Origin of the sequence: Aromatoleum tolulyticum (genome assembly GCF_900156155.1) — a bacterium.
Classification (GTDB): domain Bacteria; phylum Pseudomonadota; class Gammaproteobacteria; order Burkholderiales; family Rhodocyclaceae; genus Aromatoleum; species Aromatoleum tolulyticum.
Map to the genome: position 1 here is coordinate 200,488 of NZ_FTMD01000001.1, position 20,460 is coordinate 220,947.

18 protein-coding genes and 2 tRNA genes are annotated in these 20,460 nt (G+C 66.8%); 19 read left to right on the forward strand and 1 reads right to left on the reverse strand.

Features of this window, described 5'->3' with window-relative positions; translation table 11 throughout:
- Window positions 1-33 precede the first annotated feature (33 nt).
- From queC to BW991_RS00940, 12 genes are all read left to right on the forward strand, one after another.
- Window positions 34-717 carry a 7-cyano-7-deazaguanine synthase QueC gene (gene queC / locus BW991_RS00885; protein ID WP_076600213.1) on the forward strand — a complete coding sequence of 228 codons (684 nt, stop codon included), beginning with the start codon at window positions 34-36 and terminating at the stop codon, window positions 715-717.
- 188 nt (window positions 718-905) lie between these two features.
- Window positions 906-2,705 (forward strand): sensor histidine kinase, encoded by a 1,800-nt coding sequence (locus BW991_RS00890; RefSeq protein WP_076600214.1) that lies wholly within the window; start codon window positions 906-908, stop codon window positions 2,703-2,705.
- A 20-nt stretch (window positions 2,706-2,725) separates the two neighbouring features.
- The gene (locus BW991_RS00895) at window positions 2,726-3,712 is read left to right on the forward strand and encodes a response regulator (RefSeq protein WP_076600215.1); all 987 of its coding nucleotides are present in this window, start codon (window positions 2,726-2,728) and stop codon (window positions 3,710-3,712) included.
- A gap of 56 nt (window positions 3,713-3,768) precedes the next feature.
- Window positions 3,769-3,844: transfer RNA gene (locus tag BW991_RS00900), tRNA-Lys, on the forward strand.
- Window positions 3,845-3,885: 41 nt separating this feature from the next.
- Window positions 3,886-3,961 (forward strand) — tRNA-Lys (locus BW991_RS00905).
- A gap of 145 nt (window positions 3,962-4,106) precedes the next feature.
- On the forward strand, window positions 4,107-5,768 hold the full coding sequence (locus tag BW991_RS00910) for a putative bifunctional diguanylate cyclase/phosphodiesterase (RefSeq protein WP_076600216.1): 1,662 nt from the start codon (window positions 4,107-4,109) through the stop codon (window positions 5,766-5,768).
- A gap of 184 nt (window positions 5,769-5,952) precedes the next feature.
- Window positions 5,953-7,593, forward strand: coding sequence for an acyl-CoA synthetase (locus tag BW991_RS00915; RefSeq protein ID WP_076600217.1), 1,641 nt, complete (start codon window positions 5,953-5,955; stop codon window positions 7,591-7,593).
- Window positions 7,594-7,906: 313 nt separating this feature from the next.
- Window positions 7,907-8,662 (forward strand): ABC transporter ATP-binding protein, encoded by a 756-nt coding sequence (locus tag BW991_RS00920; RefSeq protein ID WP_076600218.1) that lies wholly within the window; start codon window positions 7,907-7,909, stop codon window positions 8,660-8,662.
- Window positions 8,655-9,383 carry an ABC transporter ATP-binding protein gene (locus tag BW991_RS00925; protein ID WP_076600219.1) on the forward strand — a complete coding sequence of 243 codons (729 nt, stop codon included), beginning with the start codon at window positions 8,655-8,657 and terminating at the stop codon, window positions 9,381-9,383. The genes BW991_RS00920 and BW991_RS00925 overlap by 8 nt, the downstream gene beginning before the upstream one ends.
- Before the next feature lie 28 nt (window positions 9,384-9,411).
- Entirely contained in the window at window positions 9,412-10,629 is a 1,218-nt protein-coding gene (locus BW991_RS00930) for an ABC transporter substrate-binding protein (RefSeq protein WP_076600220.1), read from the forward strand.
- Window positions 10,630-10,723: 94 nt separating this feature from the next.
- A complete protein-coding gene (locus BW991_RS00935; protein WP_076600221.1) occupies window positions 10,724-11,608 on the forward strand; it encodes a branched-chain amino acid ABC transporter permease in 885 nt (294 codons plus the stop codon).
- A 94-nt stretch (window positions 11,609-11,702) separates the two neighbouring features.
- A complete protein-coding gene (locus tag BW991_RS00940) occupies window positions 11,703-12,632 on the forward strand; it encodes a branched-chain amino acid ABC transporter permease (protein WP_076600222.1) in 930 nt (309 codons plus the stop codon).
- 16 nt (window positions 12,633-12,648) lie between these two features.
- Here the strand turns inward: BW991_RS00940 and BW991_RS00945 are convergent, their stop codons facing one another.
- The gene (locus tag BW991_RS00945; RefSeq protein ID WP_244551570.1) at window positions 12,649-14,562 is read right to left on the reverse strand and encodes a flagellar assembly protein A; all 1,914 of its coding nucleotides are present in this window, start codon (window positions 14,560-14,562) and stop codon (window positions 12,649-12,651) included.
- Between the two features lie 181 nt (window positions 14,563-14,743).
- Between BW991_RS00945 and thiL the strand changes: the two genes are divergently transcribed.
- From thiL to BW991_RS00980, 7 genes are all read left to right on the forward strand, one after another.
- A complete protein-coding gene (gene thiL / locus BW991_RS00950; RefSeq protein ID WP_076600522.1) occupies window positions 14,744-15,703 on the forward strand; it encodes a thiamine-phosphate kinase in 960 nt (319 codons plus the stop codon).
- A gap of 21 nt (window positions 15,704-15,724) precedes the next feature.
- Window positions 15,725-16,204, forward strand: a complete 480-nt coding sequence (locus BW991_RS00955) for a phosphatidylglycerophosphatase A family protein (protein WP_076600224.1) — start codon at window positions 15,725-15,727, stop codon at window positions 16,202-16,204.
- 4 nt (window positions 16,205-16,208) lie between these two features.
- On the forward strand, window positions 16,209-16,688 hold the full coding sequence (locus BW991_RS00960; RefSeq protein ID WP_076600225.1) for a nicotinamide-nucleotide amidohydrolase family protein: 480 nt from the start codon (window positions 16,209-16,211) through the stop codon (window positions 16,686-16,688).
- An 85-nt stretch (window positions 16,689-16,773) separates the two neighbouring features.
- Window positions 16,774-17,808, forward strand: a complete 1,035-nt coding sequence (gene recA / locus BW991_RS00965) for a recombinase RecA (protein ID WP_076600226.1) — start codon at window positions 16,774-16,776, stop codon at window positions 17,806-17,808.
- Between the two features lie 17 nt (window positions 17,809-17,825).
- On the forward strand, window positions 17,826-18,275 hold the full coding sequence (gene recX / locus BW991_RS00970) for a recombination regulator RecX (RefSeq protein WP_076600227.1): 450 nt from the start codon (window positions 17,826-17,828) through the stop codon (window positions 18,273-18,275).
- The gene (gene lptB, locus BW991_RS00975; protein WP_076600228.1) at window positions 18,262-18,984 is read left to right on the forward strand and encodes an LPS export ABC transporter ATP-binding protein; all 723 of its coding nucleotides are present in this window, start codon (window positions 18,262-18,264) and stop codon (window positions 18,982-18,984) included. The genes recX and lptB overlap by 14 nt, the downstream gene beginning before the upstream one ends.
- A gap of 18 nt (window positions 18,985-19,002) precedes the next feature.
- Window positions 19,003-20,448 (forward strand): RNA polymerase factor sigma-54, encoded by a 1,446-nt coding sequence (locus BW991_RS00980; protein ID WP_076600229.1) that lies wholly within the window; start codon window positions 19,003-19,005, stop codon window positions 20,446-20,448.
- Window positions 20,449-20,460 lie beyond the last annotated feature (12 nt).

Below are 20,460 nucleotides of genomic sequence, written 5' to 3' on the forward strand. Positions count from 1 at the left end.
TTCAGTTTTCGCCTCGCCCCGGAGCCCCATGCCATGCCCGATCATCCCAAGCGCGCCGTCATCCTGCTGTCCGGCGGACTGGACTCCGCCACCTGCCTCGCGATCGCGCGCGACATGGGCTTCGAGACCTACGCGCTGTCGGTTGCCTACGGCCAGCGCCATGCGGCCGAACTCGACGCCGCGCGGCGCGTTGCCGCCTCGCTCGGCGCGCGCGAACACCGCGTCGCGAGCGTCGAGCTGGGCCAGTTCGGCGGCTCCGCACTGACGGACGAGAAGATCCCCGTTCCCGTCGAAGGCAGCTCCGACGGCATCCCCGTGACCTACGTCCCGGCGCGCAACACCGTGATGCTGTCGATCGCGCTGGCGTGGGCCGAAGTGCTCGGCGCGAATGACATCTTCGTCGGCGTGAATGCGGTCGACTACTCGGGCTACCCGGACTGCCGCCCCGAGTTCATCGCTGCCTTCGAGACGATGGCGAACCTCGCCACCAAGGCCGGCGTCGAAGGCACACGCCTCCAGATCCACGCCCCGCTGATCGCGCTGTCCAAGGCCGACATCATCCGCCGCGGCAGCGCCCTGGGTGTCGATTACAGCCAGACCGTGTCGTGCTACCAGGCCGACGACGCCGGGCACGCATGCGGCATGTGCGACGCCTGCCGCCTGCGTCGGGCGGGCTTCGAGGCGGCCGCAGTGCCGGACCCCACGCGGTATGCCTGAAGATACATCGCGCCCGGTCCGCAGCGGCGCATGCAGACCATGACGGATAACTGATCCGCGAAACCCGGCCGGGCCTCCATTTCGTAATAGACACTCAGTCGAAACCCTTTGACCTAGGTCAGTCCTGTTTGCCGAAAGGTTTCGTAACATTTCCCGCTGTGACCTTGCGTCCTCGCGGGAGCCTTTCCATGCAGTTCCGTCTAGTCCGGTATTTCACGCTTGCCAGCCTCGGCATGTTCGCCCTGGTCGCGCTGAGCCTCTTCTACTTCGAACGCCAGCAAGGCGATTTCTTCCGCCAGACCGGTGACGATCAGCGGACCTTCTTCGGCGAAGTGCAGCAATCCTTCGCGAAGCAGCAGGAAGAATCCGCCCGCCGTGACCTGCTGACGATTCACGAAGCCGGCAACGTCAACCTCACGCGCCTGTTCGCGAACGCGCTGTGGGAAAAGGATTTCGCCCCCTTCGTCGCCCAGGCGCAAACCATCGATGCCAAGGCCTGCCACGCGATGGCCGACGTCACCGACGACAAGGGCAAGAAAGCGGCGTCGCCCGAGAAGAAGGCCTGCTTCGCGGAGATCGGCAAGCGCATCGCGGCCCTGCCCGACTTCAAGTCGATCGACGCGAAGGTGTTCGCCTCGATGAAAAAGAGCACCGTGTTCAAGATCAAGGTGTTCGACCTGCGCGGAATCACCGTGTACTCGTCCGAACACGCACAGATGGGCGAAGACAAGAGCACCAACGCCGGCTGGCGCAGCGCGGCTTTCGACGGCGTGCCCAAGAGCGAGCTCACCCACCGCGGCAAGTTCAGCGCCTTCGAGGGCGTCGTCGAGAACCGCGACCTGATCAGCAGCTACCTGCCCGTCCTCGAACCGGGCACCTCGCGCATCGTCGGCGTGTTCGAGGTGTATTCCGACGTGACGCCCTTCCTGAAGCAGATCCAGCAGACCTCGGAGCAGATCCGCGCCACCGCGGCCGGCAACCAGGCGAAGCTCGAAGCCGCCGCGATCGAGAACCAGGCCGCCGTCGACGCGACCTCCTACCGCCAGTTCGCGACGATCGGCCTGCTGCTCGTGCTGCTCTTCGCCGCCCTGCTGGCAATCGTGCGCCGCGCCGAGAAGATCATCCTGCAGCAGGAAGCCGACCGCGCCCACGCACACCAGCAGCTCGCGCAGTCCGAGAAAATGGCCTCGCTCGGCCAGATGGTCGCCGGGGTCGCGCACCAGCTCAATACCCCGCTCGCGTTCTCGCAGAACAACATCCTGATGGTCAAGGACGCGCTGCAGAGCATGGAACTGCCGATGAAGGTCGCCGGCAAGCTCTCGACCATCCTCGAGGACGTCGAGGGCGACAAGGTCACGATCAAGGTGTCGCAGCTCAAGGCGAACCTCGACAAGCTGCAGGAAGGCAATGTCGACGTCACCATGCTGCAGGAGATGCTCAAGGACGTCCTCGGCGGCATCGACCAGATGTCGGAGCTCGTCGTGAACCTGCGCGACTTCACCCGCCTGGACCGTGCTGCGACCACCAACGCGGATCTCAACAAGTCCCTGCATACGGTCGCCTACATCGCGCAGACGGTGATTCCCAAGAACATCGAACTCGTCGAGGACTACGGCGACCTGCCCGACGTCGAGTGCAACCCGTCGCAACTCAACCAGGTGTTCCTCAACCTCATCAACAACGCCGCGCAGGCGATCGACGGCCCCGGCCGCATCCGCATCCGCAGCGTGGCCGAGGGCGACCAGGTGCGCGTCGAAGTGCAGGACAACGGCCGCGGCATCCCCGACGACGTGCTGCCGCACATCTTCGACCTCTACTACACGACCAAGCCTGCCGGCGAAGGCACCGGCCTCGGCCTCGCGATTGCGCGTAACATCGTCACCGAACACGGTGGCGACATCACCGTCAGCACGCGCATCGGCGTCGGAACGACCTTCACGGTCACGCTGCCGGTGCGCCAGCAGCCCCCGCTGGCCAAGGCCGCCTGACACAGGCAGGAGAAAGACACATGACACGATTGGCCGGCAAGGTCCTCTGCGTCGACGACGAGCCGGGCATCGTCCGCTCGCTGCAGTGGCTGCTGCAGAAGCAGTTCGAGGTGCTCACCGCCACCAGCGGCGCCGAAGCGCTCGAACTCGTGAAACAGCATGACTTCGATGTCGTCATCAGCGACCAGCGCATGCCGACGATGACCGGCGTCGAGGTTCTGCGCGAAGTGCGCAAGCTCTCGCCGCGCACGATGCGCATCCTGCTCACCGGCTACTCGGACATGCAGGCGATCGTGCGCTCGGTGAACGAAAGCGAGGTGTTCCGCTTCATCAACAAGCCGTGGAACATTGCCGAACTTCCCAAGGTCGTCGCGCAGGCCATCACGATCGCCAAGACCCAGCCCGTCGAGGCACCGGCCCCCGAGATTTCCGAAGACGCGCCCATCATCGCCAACGGCGAACGCATCCTCGTCATCGACGACGACCCCGAGATGGGGCGCGCGGTTTCCGACCTCGTCGGCGCCAGCGCGAAAGTGTCCTTCACGCGCAACCTCGCCGACGCTGTGGGCATCCTCAACAGCGAACAGGTGTCGGTGATCGTCTCCGAAACCCGCGTCGGCACCATCGACGCGACGCGGCTCGTGCGCCTCATGAAGAGCAAGCACCCGGAGATCGTCACCGTCATGCTCACCGCAGAGAGCGACGCCGACACCATCACGACGCTGATCAACCAGGGCCAGATCTACCGCTTCGTCCCCAAGCCCATCCGCACGGGTTACCTCAAGCTCGTGCTGCAGTCCGCGCTGCGCAAGCACAGCGCACTGGCCAGCGACCCGGCCCTGACTTTCCGCCACACTGTCGAGGCCACCTCGGCGGGCGCCATGGAGTCCCTGATTTCGGATGTCCAGCTGGCTGCGCCGCAAGCCGAAACGGCCGCGGCAGCCAAGAGCGGCGGCTTCATGGCCTCTCTCGGCGCCGGGTTCCGCCGCATCTTCGGGGCCGGATGATGCAATTGCTTGACGGGATCCGATCCGTTGAATAGAATTCGGGTCCTTCTGCACGGGGGTCGTTAGCTCAGCTGGTAGAGCAGCGGACTTTTAATCCGTTGGTCGCAGGTTCGAATCCCGCACGGCCTACCACCCTTACCGGTGGAATTTCCGGCAGAAGATCAGCAGCACCCGGGGGTATAGCTCAGTTGGTAGAGCAGTTGACTCTTAATCAATTGGTCCTAGGTTCGAGTCCTAGTGCCCCCACCAGATACTGAAAAGGCCAGCTCCCGCAGCTGGCCTTTTTGCTTTCGGCAACGCCTGCGACGCCCACGCGATGCGGGCATATGACGATAAGCAAATCCAGCCTCCCTCCGCTTCGGCATAATGTCCGGATGTGCACGAGAGGCGGATCATGACGGCCATCCAGGACTCCGGGCAATTTGCCCACATCGTCTTCCAGAACGCTGCAGAAGGCATCGCGATCACCGATCCCCAGGGACGCATCCTGGCGGTCAACGGCGCATTTACCGCGCTGACCGGATACCCCGCCGGCGACGTCGTCGGCAAGACCCCGGCAATGCTCCGCTCCGGGCGGCACGGGCGCGAGTTCTACGCGCGCATGTGGCTCGCGCTGCGCGACGAAGGGCGCTGGCAGGGCGAGATCTGGAACCGCCGCAAAAGCGGCGAGATCTACCCGGAGTGGCTGTCGATCAGTACCGTGCGGAATGAGGCCGGCGAGGTGCTCCACTACGTCGGCGTATTCACCGACATCTCCCACATCATGGCGGAGCAGGAAAAGCTGCGCGACCTCGCCTACCACGACCCGCTCACCCGCCTGCCTAACCGCATGCTGCTGCGCGACCGCTTCGAGCAGGCCGCGCGGCGCAGCCTGCGTGACGCGCGTCAGCTCGCGGTGCTCATGGTCGAGGTAACGCCGCAGGGCAAGGTGCCGAACGATCCCTTCCTCGTCGCCGCGTCGGAGCGGCTGGCGACGCACCTGCGCGAAACCGACACGTTCGCGCGCTACGGCGAGAATGAATTCCTGGTGCTGATCGAAGGCATCAACGGCCCGCGCGACGCCAGCGTGACGGCCGACCAGCTGCTCAAGGCCCTCGAGAAACCGCTCGCGGTGGACGGCCTCGACGTCTATGCCGCCGCGAACATCGGCATCAGTCTGTACCCGATGGATGGCTACTCGCTGGACGATCTCGCTACCGCGGCCGATGCGGCAATGCTGCAGGCGCGCATCCGCGACCGCCGCGGATTCCGTTTCTACTCCGCCGAAATGACTGCCTTCGCGAACGAGCGCGCGACGATCGAACGCCAGTTGCGCCGCGCCATCGCCGACGGCGCGCTGGAACTCCACTTCCAGCCGCAGTTCGAGGTTTCGGGCAGCTCGGTGGTGGGCGTCGAGGCGCTGGTACGCTGGACCGATCCCGAACTGGGTGTCGTCGAACCCGAGCGCTTCGTCACGATCGCGGAAGACAACGGCCTCATCCACCCGCTCGGCGAGTGGGTGATGCGCAGGGCCTTCACGCAATTCATCTCCTGGCAGGCGGCGGGTATCGCGCCGCCGGTGCTGTCGCTGAACATTTCGGCACGCCAGCTCGAACGCATCGACTTCGTCGACAGCGTCGCCGCGCTCGTCGCCGAAACGGGCATTTCGCCACAATCGCTGGAATTCGAGTTCCGCGAATCGGTGCTTTCCGACGTCGCCTACGTCGTGCCGGCGCTCGAGGCGCTCGACCGGATGGGCATCCGGCTGTCGATCGACGGTTTCGGCACGGGGTTCTCGCCGCTCGGAAACCTCAAGACGCTGCCGATATCCAAGCTCAACATCGACCGCAGCTTCGTGAGTGGCATCGGCAGCAACCAGGGCAACGACACGATCGTGCGCACCGTGCTGGGCGTCGCGCGCACGCTGGGCCTGCGCGTGATCGCCGAAGGGGTGGAAACCGAGGATCAGGCCGTATTCCTGCGCAACGAGGGATGCGACGAGTTCCAGGGACACCTCTACGGACAGGCGGTGTGCGGGGAAGACTTCGTACGCCGTTTCGCGCGAACGCGAACCTGAGGAATTTAGCGCCGCTTCCGTGCCGGAATCGCCCATTCCGGCCCGGAAGCGTTTGGTGCGTTTAGCGGATTTGGGTACATTTGCGCCCACCCGCTCAGGACTCCCACGGCCGGCAACGGCCGCCCATCCCGACAGGCGCCGGCAACGGCGTCATCGATCAACTACTCCAACAAAGAGGAAAATCGTGTCGAACAGTCCATACGAACAAGGCTTGGGCAAGAACGCCGCGAACTACGTGCCGCTCTCGCCCCTGAGCTATCTCGAACGCTCGGCCTACGTCTATCCGCAGCGCACGTCGGTGGTGCACGGCGACCGCTCCTTCACCTGGGCACAGACCTACGAGCGCTGCCGCCGCCTCGCCAGCGCGCTGGTGCAAAAAGGCGTCGGGCGCGGCGACACCGTCGCGGTGATGCTGCCCAACGTGCCGTCCATGTACGAAGCGCATTTCGGCGTGCCGATGACCGGCGCGGTCCTGAACACCCTGAACACGCGCCTCGATCCGGAAGCGATCGCGTTCATGCTCGCGCACGGCGAGGCCAAGGTGCTGATCACCGACCCCGAGTTCGCGACCACCATCCGCCGCGCGCTGGAGCTGCTCGAAGGCCCCAAGCCGCTGGTCATCGACTCGCTGGATGCGGAGTACCCCAGCACCGACCGCTGCGGCGAGATCGAGTATGAGGACTTCATCGCCGGCGGCGATCCGGACTACGCATGGAGCCTGCCGCAGGACGAGTGGGACGCGATCGCGCTGAACTACACTTCGGGCACGACCGGGAATCCCAAAGGCGTCGTCTATCACCACCGCGGCGCCTACCTGAACGCGGCCTCGAACATCATCAGCTGGGGCATGCCGCAGCATGCGGTGTATCTGTGGACGCTGCCGATGTTCCACTGCAACGGCTGGTGCTTCCCGTGGACGATGGCGGCCAACGCCGGCGTCAACGTGTGCCTGCGCAAGGTCGATGTCGCGCTGATCTGCGAGCTGATCCGCAAGCACAAGGTCAGCCACTTCTGCGGCGCACCGATCGTGCACGGCATGCTGATCAACGCGCCCGAGGGCATGCGCGCCGGCATCGACCACAAGGTGTCGGCGCTGATCGCCGGCGCCGCGCCCCCGGCCGCGATCATCGAGGGCATGGAGCGCATCGGTTTCGACATCACCCACGTGTATGGCCTGACCGAGACCTACGGCCCGGCGTCGGTGTGCGCGAAACACCCGGAATGGGACGACCTGCCGATCGCCAACCGCGCCGAGCGCAACGGCCGCCAGGGCGTGCGCTACCACATGCAGGAAGCCATCACGGTGCTCAATCCGGAGACGATGGAACCGGTGCCGGCCGACGGCGAGACGATGGGCGAACTGATGTTCCGCGGCAACCTCGTCATGAAGGGTTACCTGAAGAACGAGAAGGCGAGCGAGGAGGCCTTCGCGGGCGGCTGGTTCCACACCGGCGACCTGGGCGTGATGCAGCCGGACGGCTACGTCAAGATCAAGGACCGCTCCAAGGACGTGATCATCTCGGGCGGCGAGAACATCTCGTCGCTGGAGGTCGAGGACGTGCTGTACCGCCATCCGGCGGTGATGACGGCAGCGGTGGTGGCGAAGCCCGATCCGAAGTGGGGCGAGGTGCCCGCGGCCTACATCGAGGTCAAGGAAGGCGTCGCGGTGACGGCAGAGGACATCATCGCGCACTGCCGCGAGCATCTCGCGCGCTACAAGGTGCCGAAGTTCATCGAATTCTGCGTGCTGCCCAAGACCTCGACCGGCAAGATCCAGAAGTTCGTGCTGCGCGAGCAGGCGAAGTCGGCGTCCGCGATCGAGTAACACGCGACAGCCGGAATGCGTCCGGAAAGGCCGCCGTTGCGCAAGCGACGGCGGCTTTTTTCTTCCCGCGCCGCCTGCAGATCGAGCAGCCATGCGGGTTCACCCCTAGTCGATACGCATTGACGCACCCCGGCACGGGTGTTAACTTGTGCCGGCCGTGATCAAGGATACATATTCGCGCAACACGGGTTCTTATAATCCGTCTGCTGCCGTCCTTGTCCGCTCCGCGACGACGACACGTGTTTCAACCGGCACCCGCTGCCGGCGCAGTTCAGCTTCGACCCACCGAGAGAGGCAGGATCTGACAGACGCGATGAGCACGGATTACATCCTTCAAACCCGCGACCTCACCAAGGAGTTCAAGGGGTTCGTCGCGGTCGACAAGGTCAACCTGCAGGTGCAGCGGGGCACGATCCACGCCCTGATCGGCCCCAACGGCGCAGGCAAGACGACCGTCTTCAACCTGCTGACCAAGTTCCTCACGCCCACGCGCGGCACGATCCACTTCAACGGCATCGACATCACGCCCGAGCGGTCCGCGCAGATCGCGCGCCGCGGAGTCGTGCGCTCGTTCCAGATCTCGGCAGTGTTCCCGCATCTGTCGGTGCTCGAGAATGTGCGCATCGCGCTGCAGCGCAAGCTCGGCACGAGCTTCCACTTCTGGCGCTCCGCCAAGAGCCTGGACGTGCTGAACGGGCGCGCGATGGAACTGCTCGAAGCCGTCGACCTGCGGTCCTTCGCCGACACGGTGACGGTGGAGCTGCCCTACGGACGCAAGCGTGCGCTGGAGATCGCGACGACGCTCGCGCTGGAGCCCGAGCTGATGCTGCTCGACGAGCCGACGCAGGGCATGGGCCACGAGGACGTCGGGCGCGTGGCCGACCTGATCAAGCGCGTCGCAGCCAACCGCACGGTGTTGATGGTCGAACACAACCTCGGCGTGGTCTCGCATATCTGCGACACGATCACCGTCCTGCAGCGCGGCGCCGTGCTGGCCGAAGGGCCTTACGAAGTCGTCTCGGCCGATGCGCGCGTGCTGGAGGCCTACATGGGTACCGCACATGGCTAAGGCGAGCGCATTCACGCCCGATTCGGAGATGCTGCGGGTGCACGACCTGCACGCGTTCTACGGCGAGTCGCATATCCTGCACGGCATCGACTTCCAGGTGAACCGCGGCGAACTGGTGACGCTGCTGGGGCGCAACGGCGCCGGCCGCACGACCACGCTGAAGGCCATCCTCGGGCTCGTCGGCAAGCGCAGCGGCTCGATCATGATCAACGGCCGCCAGGTCATCGACCTGCCGACGCACCGCATCGCGCATCTGGGCATCGGCTACTGCCCCGAGGAACGCGGCATCTACGCGAGCCTGTCGACCGAGGAGAACCTGCTGCTGCCGCCGGCGGTGAACAGCTCCGGGATGTCGCTCGACGAAATCTACGAGATGTTCCCCAACCTCAAGGAGCGGCGCAGCAGCCCCGGCAGCCGGCTGTCCGGCGGCGAGCAGCAGATGCTCGCGATGGCGCGCATCCTGCGCACCGGCGCGCGCCTGCTTCTGCTCGACGAAATCACCGAGGGCCTCGCGCCGGTGATCGTGCAGGCCTTGGGCCGCGTCATCGCGCAGCTCAAGGAGAAGGGGCTGACCATCATCCTGGTCGAACAGAATTTCCGCTTTGCGGCGCGGCTCGCGGACCGCCACTACGTCATCGAACACGGCCGCATCGTCGAGATGGTGAGCAAGGACGAGCTCGAGTCGAAGATGCCCCTGCTGCAAAAACTGCTGGGCGTCTGAGCCCCGGCACACGAGGAGGAGAGAGAGGATGAAGCGCAAGATTCTGGGTTCGGCGATCGCGGCCACCGTCGCGATGGCACCGGCGCTGTCGCCCGCGGCGACGACGGTCAGCGACGGCATCGTGAAGCTGGGTGTGCTCACCGACATGTCGGGCACGTATTCTGACCTGTCGGGTCCGGGCGCGCTCGAGGCGACGAAGATGGCGGTCGAGGACTTCGTCGCGAAGGAGAAGCCCGACTTCAAGATCGAGGTGATCTCGGCGGACCACCAGAACAAGGCCGATATCTCGGCCAACAAGGCGCGCGAGTGGTTCGACACACAGAAGGTCGACGCGATCGTGGACCTCGTGACGACTTCGACCGCGCTCGCGGTGATGAAGGTCGCCAACGAGAAGAACCGCGTCTCGCTGGTATCCGGCGCAGGCTCGACCCCGATCACCAACGAGCAGTGCAACGACACCACCGTGCACTGGGCCTACGACACCTACGCGCTGCCGGTCGGCACCGCCAAGGCGGTCGTCAAGCAGGGCGGCAAGAACTGGTACTTCATCACCGCCGACTACGCCTTCGGCCACTCGCTCGAGAAGAACACCTCGGACGTGGTCACGAAGAGCGGCGGCAAGGTGCTCGGCAGCGTGCGCCACCCTTTCCCGGGCAGCGACTTTTCGTCCTTCCTGCTGAGCGCGCAGGCCTCCGGCGCGCAAGTGATCGGTCTCGCCAACGCGGGGGCGGACACGATCAATTCGATCAAGCAGGCGAAGGAGTTCGGCATCACGCCCAAGCAGTCGCTCGCCGGCCTGCTGATGTTCATCTCGGACGTGCATAGCCTGGGCCTCGAGGCGACGGCGGGAATGTACCTGACGACCGGCTTCTACTGGGACCGCAACGACGAGACGCGCGCATGGTCGAAGCGTTACTTCGAGAAGATGAAGCGCATGCCGACGATGGTGCAGGCCGGCGACTACTCGGCGACCTACCACTACCTCAAGGCGATCAAGGCCGCCGGGACGGACGAGGCGAAGGCGGTGATGGCGAAGATGCGCGAAATGCCGGTGAACGACTTCTTCGCCAAGAACGGCAAGGTGCGCGTCGACGGCCGCATGGTGCATGACATGTACCTCGCGCAGGTGAAGAAACCGTCCGAGTCCAAGTACCCGTGGGACTACTACCACATCCGCGAGGTGATCCCCGGCGACGAAGCCTATATCCCGCTGGCCGAGAGCAAGTGCCCGCTGGTCAAGAAGTAGGATCAGGCACGCCAGACCGGCCATGACCGCGGGGTGGTGAGCAGCGCGAACGCGCACCACCCCGCGGCCGGCACCGACACCCGAGCGCGAGACCATGGACATCTTCGGCATTCCGATCCAGGCCCTGATGGGGCAACTGCTGATCGGGCTCATCAACGGCTCGTTCTACGCGATCCTCAGCCTCGGGCTGGCGATCATCTTCGGCCTGCTCAACATCATCAACTTCGCGCACGGCGCGCTGTACATGACGGGCGCCTTCTGCGCGTGGATCGGCCTGACCTGGCTCGGGCTCAACTACTGGGTCGCACTGATCGCCGTCCCCGTCGTCGTCGGGGCGCTCGGCATGCTGATCGAGCGCACGATGCTCAAGCACCTGTACCAGCTCGATCACCTGTACGGGCTGCTGCTGACCTTCGGGCTCGCGCTGATCATCGAAGGGCTGTTCCGCTACCGCTTCGGCATCTCCGGCGAAAGCTACCCGGTGCCGGAGCTGCTGTCGGGCGGCTTCAACCTCGGCTTCATGTTCCTGCCGAAATACCGCGCCTGGGTCGTCGCGGTGTCGCTGGTCGTGTGCTTCGGCAGCTGGTTCATCATCGAGCGCACCAAGCTCGGCTCCTACCTGCGCGCGGGCACCGAGAACCCGCAGCTGCTGCAGGCTTTCGGCATCAACGTGCCGCTGATGATCACCCTCACCTACGGCTTCGGCGTCGCGCTCGCGGCCTTGGCCGGGGTGCTCGCCGCGCCGGTGTTCCAGGTGAACCCGGTGATGGGCTCCAACCTCATCATCGTCGTGTTCGCGGTGGTGGTGATCGGCGGCATGGGCTCGATCATGGGCTCCATCGTCACCGGCCTCGGCCTCGGGCTGATCGAGGGCCTCACGCGCGTGTTCTACCCCGAGGCGTCGGCGGTCGTGATCTTCGTCATCATGGGCATCGTGCTGTTGCTGCGGCCGGCCGGACTCTTCGGGCGGGAGCGCTGAGCGCCATGCCGCGTCCCCTCATCGCCCTGACCCCGGCGCCGAAAGGCGCCCCGACCCTGCCGCCGAACGGCGCCTCCGCACCGGGAATCGCACCATGAATGGCAAACACATCGGCTGGATCGTCCTGCTCCTGCTCGGGCTGGTCGCGCCCTTCCTCGTCTATCCCGTGCTGGTGATGAAGATCCTGTGCTTCGCGCTGTTCGCCTGCGCGTTCAACCTGCTGCTCGGCTACACCGGCCTGCTGTCCTTCGGCCACGCCGCCTTCCTCGGCTCCGCCGGCTACCTCTGCGGCTACACGATGCAAGGGCTCGGTCTGTCGCCGGAGCTGGGCCTCCTCGCCGGCACGGTGGGCGCCGCGGCGCTGGGCTTCATCTTCGGCAGCCTCGCGATCCGCCGCGCCGGCATCTATTTCGCGATGATCACGCTCGCGCTCGCCCAGCTCGTGTATTTCCTTGCGCTGCAGTTCCCCTTCACCGGCGGCGAGGACGGCATGCAGGGCATTCCACGCGGCCACCTGTTCGGCCTCATCGATCTCTCCGACACGATGAACATGTATTTCTTCGTGCTCGCGGTATTCCTGTTCGGTTTCTGGGTGATAGACCGCGCGATCGACTCGCCCTTCGGCCAGGTGCTGAAGGCGATCCGCGAGAACGAGCCGCGCGCGATCTCGCTCGGCTACGACGTCGATCGCTACAAGCTGCTCGCCTTCGTGCTGTCGGCCGCGCTTGCGGGCCTCGCCGGCGCGACCAAGACCCTCGTGTTCCAGCTCGCGTCGCTGACCGACGTGCATTGGCACATGTCCGGCGAAGTCGTGCTGATGACGCTGCTGGGCGGGGTAGGCACGGTGTTCGGCCCCATCGTCGGCGCGACCATCGTCGTGAGCCTGCAGAACTACGGCGCGGAACTGGGACAGTGGGTCACCGTGCTGACCGGCGTGATCTTCGTCGTCTGCGTGCTCGCCTTCCGCCGCGGCGTCGTCGGCGAAGTCGCGCTGCTGATCAAACGCTCGGGCATCCGGCCCTGACGCAGGCGCCGGACGCTCAACCCGTCTCGCCCGCGCTTCCGGCCGGGCTCCACTCGAAGCTGCCGCTGCTGCCGGCGAACAGCGGCCGGCTGCCGCCGGGCGCAGCCCGCAGGAAGGCCCTCAGCTCTCCCGGCGCCAAGCTTTGTGGCGCCTTCGCATCGGCGGCCAGATACCGCGCCCGCACGATCACATCGCCCGCGATGTCGCCGATGCGGCAATGGATCGATGCGGCCGCCGCCTGCCGCGCCGCTTCCACCGCAGCGATCCCCGCGAGCAGTTTGTCGCGATGCGCCGCGCGCGCCTTGCCCTGCTCCGACAGCTGCGCCATGGCCTTGAGCACCGGCGTCACGCTGTCGCGCAGCTTGTGGAAGGCGACCTGCTGTTCGGCGCTCAACGCGATCTCCTCGCGGCGGACCCTGGCGGCGACGGTCAGGTAGTTGGTCACCCCGGGTCGCGCGCGCAAGGTCTCCATGATCTGCTTCGCCTGCTCGTCGGCCGCCTGTAGCTCGCCGAGCTGCGCGCGTGCCGCCTTGATCAGCTCGCCCTGCGCGGCTTCGGGCGGCACCAGGACGGACACGACGGTCTCGGCCGGTCCGTGCGGACGCACCTGCGCGACGGCGATCCTGCACCCGGCCAGCACCGAGGCTTCGGCAAGGGCAATGTCCAGCTCGTCGGCGAGGATGTCGCAGCCGACGGCCCGTTCGCGCACCACGACGCAGCGACCGACGATCAGGCTGTTCTCGGCATGCTGCAGCGTCACCTCGCCGTCCGGCGCAAGGATCGTCGCGCCGCTGACACGCCCGTCCACCGCGACCTGCCCGCCCGGATTCACGATCGCACCGCCGCTCAGGTTCTTCTTCAGCACGACCGCGCCGCCATGCGACACGAGCTTGCCGAATACGTCCGCGAAGGTCGTCACGTTGAGCCCTTCGACCACACGGCCTTCCTGGATCTCGCCGTGCTCCTCGTAATCGTCGCCCATCAGCACGAGGTCGCCCGTCGTCCGCAGGCTCACGCCGGCACGATTGACGATCTTGTCCGTCACCGAGATCTTGCTCGACGCCTCGTCGATGTCGAGGAAACCGTCGATCGTCGCGACCATGAACTCACCGTCGGGCCCGCTCTCGACACGCGTGCCCGCACCCGCGAGCGCGGCAAAGTCGATGTCCTTTGGCAGCGCGGGCGCCACCGCCCGGCCGTCGAGTTCGCGGCCCGGTTCGCCGGGCACAGGCGGCCGTTTGCGCAGCAGCTTCTCGCCCGCGCGGATCTGCGGAAAACGGTTGCGGAAGCGGGCGAGATCGACGCGCCCGTCCGGCAACAGCCCCGGCGCGTCATCGCGGTGCATGCCCGCCGAAAGCTCCTCGACGCACGCATCGCGGCCGGCACCCGGCGGTACGGCGTGGGCGATGACAACCCTGCCCGTGCGCTCGCTGTCGATCGCACCGCGCACGACGGACTCGTCGATGCCGCAGCGCAGGCCCTTCAGCCACGCCTGGGCGACGAACTCGTCGAAATCGAGCCGGGTCTTCTGCGTGACCGTCTCGAACTCCGTACCATCCGCCGAACCACCCGCGGCGGTGCGCGGCACCGTGCAGTCGATACTCACCGGCTCGAACAGGTATTCCGCACGCGCGCCCGAGATCTTGAGGCCCCGATAAAGCGGCATGCGCACCGGCAGGATGTGGGTCATGCCGGCGGCGAAGCGCACGCGCGGCGGCTGCCCGGTGGTCGCGCAAGCCTCGACTTCGTCATCGACGCACCCCGCCTCGCAATCGAATGCCAGGCGCACGAAGGCGGCGTAGTCGAGTTCCCGGAAGCAGATGCCGCGAATGAACGCCCGGTCCACCCACGCGCGAAACTCCGCAGCGCCCCCCAATTGCGACAGATCGACCCACAGCCCGTCTTCGTCACGGACGATGAAGCCCGGCAACGGTTCGTCCCCGTCCCCCCGAGATTCGGCCACATTGGCAACCATCCCGCCCCCCGCCAGCAATATTTGTTTTCATCTTACCCGTCGGCGCGCGGCGCGGGCGCTCCGCATTCAGGTGCCGTTGGTCGCAGCCGCCACGACTGCGGTAAGCTTGCGCGCGATCAACCGCGCCGCGCCGCCCATGCCCTCCGAGTTCGACCTCATCCGCCGCCACTTCACCCGCCCCGCGCACCACACGACGCTGTCGGTCGGCGACGACGCGGCATTGCTCGCGCCGCGGGCGGGCATGCAGCTCGCCGTATCGACCGACATGCTGGTCGCCGGCACGCACTTCTTCGCCGATGCCGACCCCGAGGCGCTGGGCTGGAAGACCCTCGCGGTGAACGTCTCCGATCTCGCCGCGATGGGCGCCGAGCCGCGCTGGGCCGTGCTCGCGCTGTCGCTGCCGGCAGCCGACGAAGCGTGGATCGCGGCCTTCGCCCGTGGCTTCTTCGCCTGCGCCGACGCGTTCGGCGTCGATCTCGCGGGCGGCGACACCACGCGCGGCCCCTTGAACCTGTGCGTGACGATCTTCGGCGAAGTCCCGGCCGGGGCGGCAGTCACGCGCGGCGGCGCACGCACCGGCGACGACCTGTGGATCACCGGAACGCCCGGTCACGCGGCGCTCGGTCTCGCACACCTGCGCGGCGAAGTCGCGCTCGGCGCGGACGCTGCGCGCACATGCCTCGCCGCCCTGCACCGCCCGCAGCCGCGCGTCGCGTTCGGGCAGGCCCTGCGCGGCATCGCCAGCGCGATGCTCGACGTCTCCGACGGGCTGCTCGGCGACCTCGGCCACATCCTCGAATGTTCCGGCTGCGGCGCGCTTATCGACGTCGCCGCACTGCCCCTTGCCGCCCTGCACGCCTGCGGGGCCGACGACGCCCTCGCGCGGCGCTGCCTGCTGTCGGGCGGCGACGACTACGAACTCCTGTTCGCCGCGCCGCCCGCGCAGCGCGAGCGCCTCGCCGCGCTCGCCCACGGGCACGGGCTGCCGCTGTCGCGCATCGGCACGATCACCGCGAGCGCCGGCGAACTCGTGCTGCGCGAGACCGACGGCCGCGAGCACCCGACGGCCCACGCCGGCTACGACCATTTCGCCTGACCCACGCACCGAAGGCCGTCCATGCGCCCCACCGTCCGCCTGCTCCTGAGCCACCCCGCGCACTTCATCTCGCTCGGGTTCGGCTCCGGCCTGTCCCCGCGCGCGCCGGGCACCGCCGGCACCCTCGCCGCCTGGCTGCTCTATCCGCTGCTGCGCGCGCCGATCTCCGAATTCGTGTTCCTCGCCCTGCTCGCGAGCTTCTTCGTCGCCGGCATCATCGCGGCCGACCGCACCGGGCGCGCCCTCGGCACACCGGACCACGGCGCGATCGTGTGGGACGAGATCGTCGCGTTCTGGCTCGTGCTGTTCTTCGCTCCGCCCGGACTGGCGTGGCAGGCGACCGCCTTCGCGCTGTTCCGCTTCTTCGACATCGTCAAACCGCAGCCCATCCGCTGGGCCGACAGCCACGTCGGCGGCGGCTTCGGCGTGATGCTCGACGACCTGATCGCCGCCGGCTACGCGATCCTCGCGCTCGCCATGCTCAAGCACTTCCTCGGGTGAGCCGATGATCGACGAAGAACTGCACGCCCTGTCGCGCCGGGTCGGCGACTGGCTCGCCGCGCGCGGCGCAACCCTCGCGTGCGCGGAATCCTGCACCGGCGGCTGGGTCGCGCAGACCGTGACCGCCACCGCCGGCAGCTCCGGCTGGTTCGACCGCGGCTTCGTGACCTATTCGAACGAAGCCAAGCAGGAACTCCTCGGCGTGACCGCGGCGACGCTCGCCCGCCACGGCGCCGTCAGCGAGGAAACGGTGCGCGAAATGGTCGCCGGCACCCTCGCGCACAGCCGCGCACGCTATGCCCTGGCGGTTTCCGGCGTCGCCGGCCCGGGCGGCGGCACCGCCGCCAAGCCGGTCGGGATGGTGTGCTTCGCATGGGGCGAGCGCGGCGGCGAGGTCCGCAGCGAGACCGTCCGCTTCGCCGGCGATCGCACCGGAATCCGGCGCCAGGCGGTCATCCGCGCGCTCGCCGAGTTGATGACATAATCATATTTAGATCGTCATGCAGGCGACCTGCAACACACCAGCAATCTCTGTGCCATAATTCCCCAACGTTTTGAAAGGACAGGACATGGACGACAACAAGGCCAAGGCCCTCGCCGCCGCGCTCTCGCAGATCGAGAAGCAGTTCGGCAAGGGTTCGATCATGCGGATGGGCGACGGCAACGTCGAGAAGGACATCCAGACGGTCTCGACCGGCTCGCTCGGGCTCGACATCGCGCTCGGCCTCGGCGGCCTGCCGCGCGGTCGCGTCGTCGAAATCTACGGACCGGAATCGTCCGGCAAGACCACGCTGACGCTGCAGGTCATCGCCGAGATGCAGAAGCTCGGCGGCACCGCAGCCTTCATCGACGCCGAGCACGCGCTCGACGTCGGCTACGCCGAGAAGCTCGGCGTAAACATCACCGACCTGCTGATCTCGCAGCCCGACACCGGCGAGCAGGCGCTCGAGATCGCCGACATGCTGGTGCGCTCGGGCGGCGTCGACATCGTCGTCATCGACTCGGTTGCGGCGCTGACGCCGAAGGCCGAAATCGAAGGCGAGATGGGCGACCAGCTGCCCGGCCTGCAGGCCCGCCTGATGAGCCAGGCGCTGCGCAAGCTCACCGCCAACATCAAGCGCACCAACACGCTGGTGATCTTCATCAACCAGATCCGCATGAAGATCGGCGTGATGTTCGGCAACCCCGAAACCACCACCGGCGGCAACGCGCTGAAGTTCTACGCCTCGGTGCGCCTCGACATCCGCCGCACCGGCGCGATCAAGAAGGGCGACGAGGTCATCGGCTCCGAAACCCGCTGCAAGGTCGTCAAGAACAAGGTCGCGCCCCCGTTCAGGGAAGCGCACTTCGACATCCTCTACGGCGAAGGCATCTCGCGCGAAGGCGAGATCATCGACCTCGGGGTCGAGAACAAGATCGTCGACAAGTCGGGCGCCTGGTATGCGTACCAGGGCGACAAGATCGGCCAGGGCAAGGACAACACGCGCGAGTTCCTGCGCAGCAAGCCGGCCCTCGCACGCGAAATCGAGAACAAGGTGCGCGTCGCGGTCGGCCTCAAGGAACTGCCGGCCGAACCCGCGCAGCCGGCAGCCGAGGCGGCCTGACGCCCCTTCCCGGGATCATGCCGGAGACGAGCCTGCGGGAACGCGCCTTGCGGCACCTCGCGCGTCGCGAGCACTCGCGCGCCGAACTTGCCCGCAAGCTCGCCCCGCACGGCGCAGCCGAAGAGATCGAAGACGTGCTCGACCGCATCACCGAACTCGGCCTGCTCAGCGACCACCGTTTCGCCGAAGCCTGGGTGCGCAGCAAGGCTGCCCGCTTCGGCACGGCGCGCCTGCGGCGTGAGCTCGCACAGCGCGGCGTCGGGCGCGACACGATAGACGCGGCGCTCGACGCCGAAGCCGTCGAGGATGACGTCGAGCGCGCGCGCGCCGTATGGCGCGGCAAGTTCGGCGCCGCGCCGGCCGATGCGCGCGAGTGGGCGCGCCAGGCGAGATTCCTGCAAGGTCGTGGCTTCGGCACCGACGTGATCCGCAAGATATTGAAAGAGAACCCCGATGAGTCTGCTTAAGGTCGCCGGACTGCAGAAACGCTACAAGGCGCGCACCGTCGTCCACGATGTCGGCTTCGAAGTCGGCAGCGGCGAAGTGGTCGGACTGCTGGGCCCCAACGGCGCCGGCAAGACCACCTGCTTCTACATGATCGTGGGCCTCGTGCGCGCCGACGGCGGCGACATCCGCCTCGACGACGCCGAACTCACGCACATCCCGGTACATGCGCGGGCGCGCCTCGGCCTGTCCTACCTGCCGCAGGAAATGAGCGTGTTCCGCAAGCTCACCGTCGCCGAGAACATCCGCGCGGTGCTGGAACTGCAGGGCCTGGGCAGCGCACGCGTCGACGAACGCCTCGAGGAACTGCTCGAGGAGCTGGGCATCGCCCACCTGCGCGACAACACCGCCGTGTCGCTGTCCGGCGGCGAACGGCGCCGCTGCGAGATCGCCCGCGCACTGGCGACCGACCCACGCCTGATCCTGCTCGACGAACCCTTCGCGGGGGTCGATCCGATCGCGGTGCTCGACATCCAGAAGATCATCCGCTTCCTGCGCGACCGCGGCATCGGGGTGCTGATCACCGATCACAACGTGCGCGAGACGCTCGGCATCTGCAACCGCGCCTACATCATCAGCGAAGGCCGCGTGCTCGCGAGCGGACGGCCCGACGAGATCGTCGCCAACGAACAGGTTCGCCGTGTCTATCTCGGCGAGCATTTCCGCCTCTGATCCAAGCAGCGTCGCCCCATGAAACCGTCCCTCCAGCTCAAGATCTCCCAGCACCTCACGCTGACGCCGCAGCTGCAGCAATCGATCAAGCTGCTGCAGCTGTCCACGCTGGAGCTCAACCAGGAGCTGGAACGCTTCCTCCTCGAAAACCCCATGCTCGAGCGCGAGGACGGCGATGGCAGCGATTTTGCACCGGGCTCAGCCCAGGGCCCGGGCGAGACGCCGGAAGCCGGCAACCAGCCCGACACGCCGGCCCCCGGCGAGGAAGCGCATGGCGACGCCGAGCCGGCAAGCTTCGATGAGGCCGGCGAATGGTCGAGCGCGAGCAGCGGCTCGTCGAACCGCGACGATGACGACGATACCGACTTCCAGGAACTGCAGGCGGCCGGCACCAGCCTGCGCGACCACCTCGACCAGCAGGTCAGCCTGTCGCCGCTCTCGGACCGCGACCGTGCGCTGGTGCGCTTCATCATCGAGGCGCTCGACGACGACGGCTACCTCAACCAGTCGCTCGATGAACTGCTGCCGCTGCTGCCGCCGGAACTCGAATACGACCTGGACGACCTCTCGATCGCGCTGCACCACGTGCAGAACCTCGACCCGGCCGGCATCGGCGCGCGCACGCCGCAGGAATGCCTGAGCCTGCAGCTCCGGGCGATGCCGTCCTGCCCGACGCGCGACCTCGCGCTGAAGATCGTCGACGAGCATCTGGACCTGCTCGCCGAGCGCAACTTCCTGCGCATCAAGCGCGCCACCGGCTGCGACGACGACGCGCTGCGCGCCGCGCACGCGCTGATCTGCCGCCTCGACCCGCACCCGGGTTCGCAGCACTCGGTACAGGAGACGCGCTATATCCTGCCCGACGTCGTCGTGCGCAAGGTGCGCAACCGCTGGACGGTCACGCTCAACCCCGAGGCGATGCCCAAGCTGCGCATCAATTCCCTGTACGCCAGCATCCTGCAGCAGAACCGCGGATCGGGCGGCGCGCTCACCAGCCAGCTGCAGGAAGCGCGCTGGCTGATCAAGAATGTGCAACAACGTTTCGACACGATCCTGCGCGTTTCCCAGGCGATCGTTGACCAGCAGCGGCAGTTCTTCGATTATGGCGATGTGGCGATGCGACCTCTGACGTTGAGGGAGATCGCGGACCAGCTCGAGCTGCACGAATCGACGGTCTCGCGAGTCACGACGCAGAAATTCATGGCCACACCGCGCGGCGTGTTCGAACTGAAGTACTTTTTCGGCAGCCACGTTGCCACCGACACCGGTGGGGCGGCATCTTCCACGGCGATTCGAGCGCTGATTCGCCAGCTGGTGGAGGCCGAAGACAGGAAGAAGCCCCTGTCCGACGCGAAAATTGCCGAATTGTTGGGCCAGCAGGGTATCGTGGTGGCACGCAGGACGATCGCGAAGTACCGCGAGTCACTCAATATCCCGCCGGTCAGCCTGCGCAAAGCGATCTGAAAGACGATCTGA

What these genes read in the sequence shown, in the direction of transcription:
- BW991_RS00960 (WP_076600225.1), top strand. Translation starts at nt 16,209, where the DNA reads ATGATCGACGAAGAACTGCACGCCCTGTCGCGCCGGGTCGGCGACTGG.
- BW991_RS00930 (WP_076600220.1), top strand. Translation starts at nt 9,412, where the DNA reads ATGAAGCGCAAGATTCTGGGTTCGGCGATCGCGGCCACCGTCGCGATG.
- BW991_RS00895 (WP_076600215.1), top strand. Translation starts at nt 2,726, where the DNA reads ATGACACGATTGGCCGGCAAGGTCCTCTGCGTCGACGACGAGCCGGGC.
- thiL (WP_076600522.1), top strand. Translation starts at nt 14,744, where the DNA reads ATGCCCTCCGAGTTCGACCTCATCCGCCGCCACTTCACCCGCCCCGCG.
- BW991_RS00890 (WP_076600214.1), top strand. Translation starts at nt 906, where the DNA reads ATGCAGTTCCGTCTAGTCCGGTATTTCACGCTTGCCAGCCTCGGCATG.
- BW991_RS00940 (WP_076600222.1), top strand. Translation starts at nt 11,703, where the DNA reads ATGAATGGCAAACACATCGGCTGGATCGTCCTGCTCCTGCTCGGGCTG.
- BW991_RS00980 (WP_076600229.1), top strand. Translation starts at nt 19,003, where the DNA reads ATGAAACCGTCCCTCCAGCTCAAGATCTCCCAGCACCTCACGCTGACG.
- BW991_RS00910 (WP_076600216.1), top strand. Translation starts at nt 4,107, where the DNA reads ATGACGGCCATCCAGGACTCCGGGCAATTTGCCCACATCGTCTTCCAG.
- recA (WP_076600226.1), top strand. Translation starts at nt 16,774, where the DNA reads ATGGACGACAACAAGGCCAAGGCCCTCGCCGCCGCGCTCTCGCAGATC.
- recX (WP_076600227.1), top strand. Translation starts at nt 17,826, where the DNA reads ATGCCGGAGACGAGCCTGCGGGAACGCGCCTTGCGGCACCTCGCGCGT.
- queC (WP_076600213.1), top strand. Translation starts at nt 34, where the DNA reads ATGCCCGATCATCCCAAGCGCGCCGTCATCCTGCTGTCCGGCGGACTG.
- BW991_RS00935 (WP_076600221.1), top strand. Translation starts at nt 10,724, where the DNA reads ATGGACATCTTCGGCATTCCGATCCAGGCCCTGATGGGGCAACTGCTG.
- BW991_RS00920 (WP_076600218.1), top strand. Translation starts at nt 7,907, where the DNA reads ATGAGCACGGATTACATCCTTCAAACCCGCGACCTCACCAAGGAGTTC.
- BW991_RS00955 (WP_076600224.1), top strand. Translation starts at nt 15,725, where the DNA reads ATGCGCCCCACCGTCCGCCTGCTCCTGAGCCACCCCGCGCACTTCATC.
- lptB (WP_076600228.1), top strand. Translation starts at nt 18,262, where the DNA reads ATGAGTCTGCTTAAGGTCGCCGGACTGCAGAAACGCTACAAGGCGCGC.
- BW991_RS00925 (WP_076600219.1), top strand. Translation starts at nt 8,655, where the DNA reads ATGGCTAAGGCGAGCGCATTCACGCCCGATTCGGAGATGCTGCGGGTG.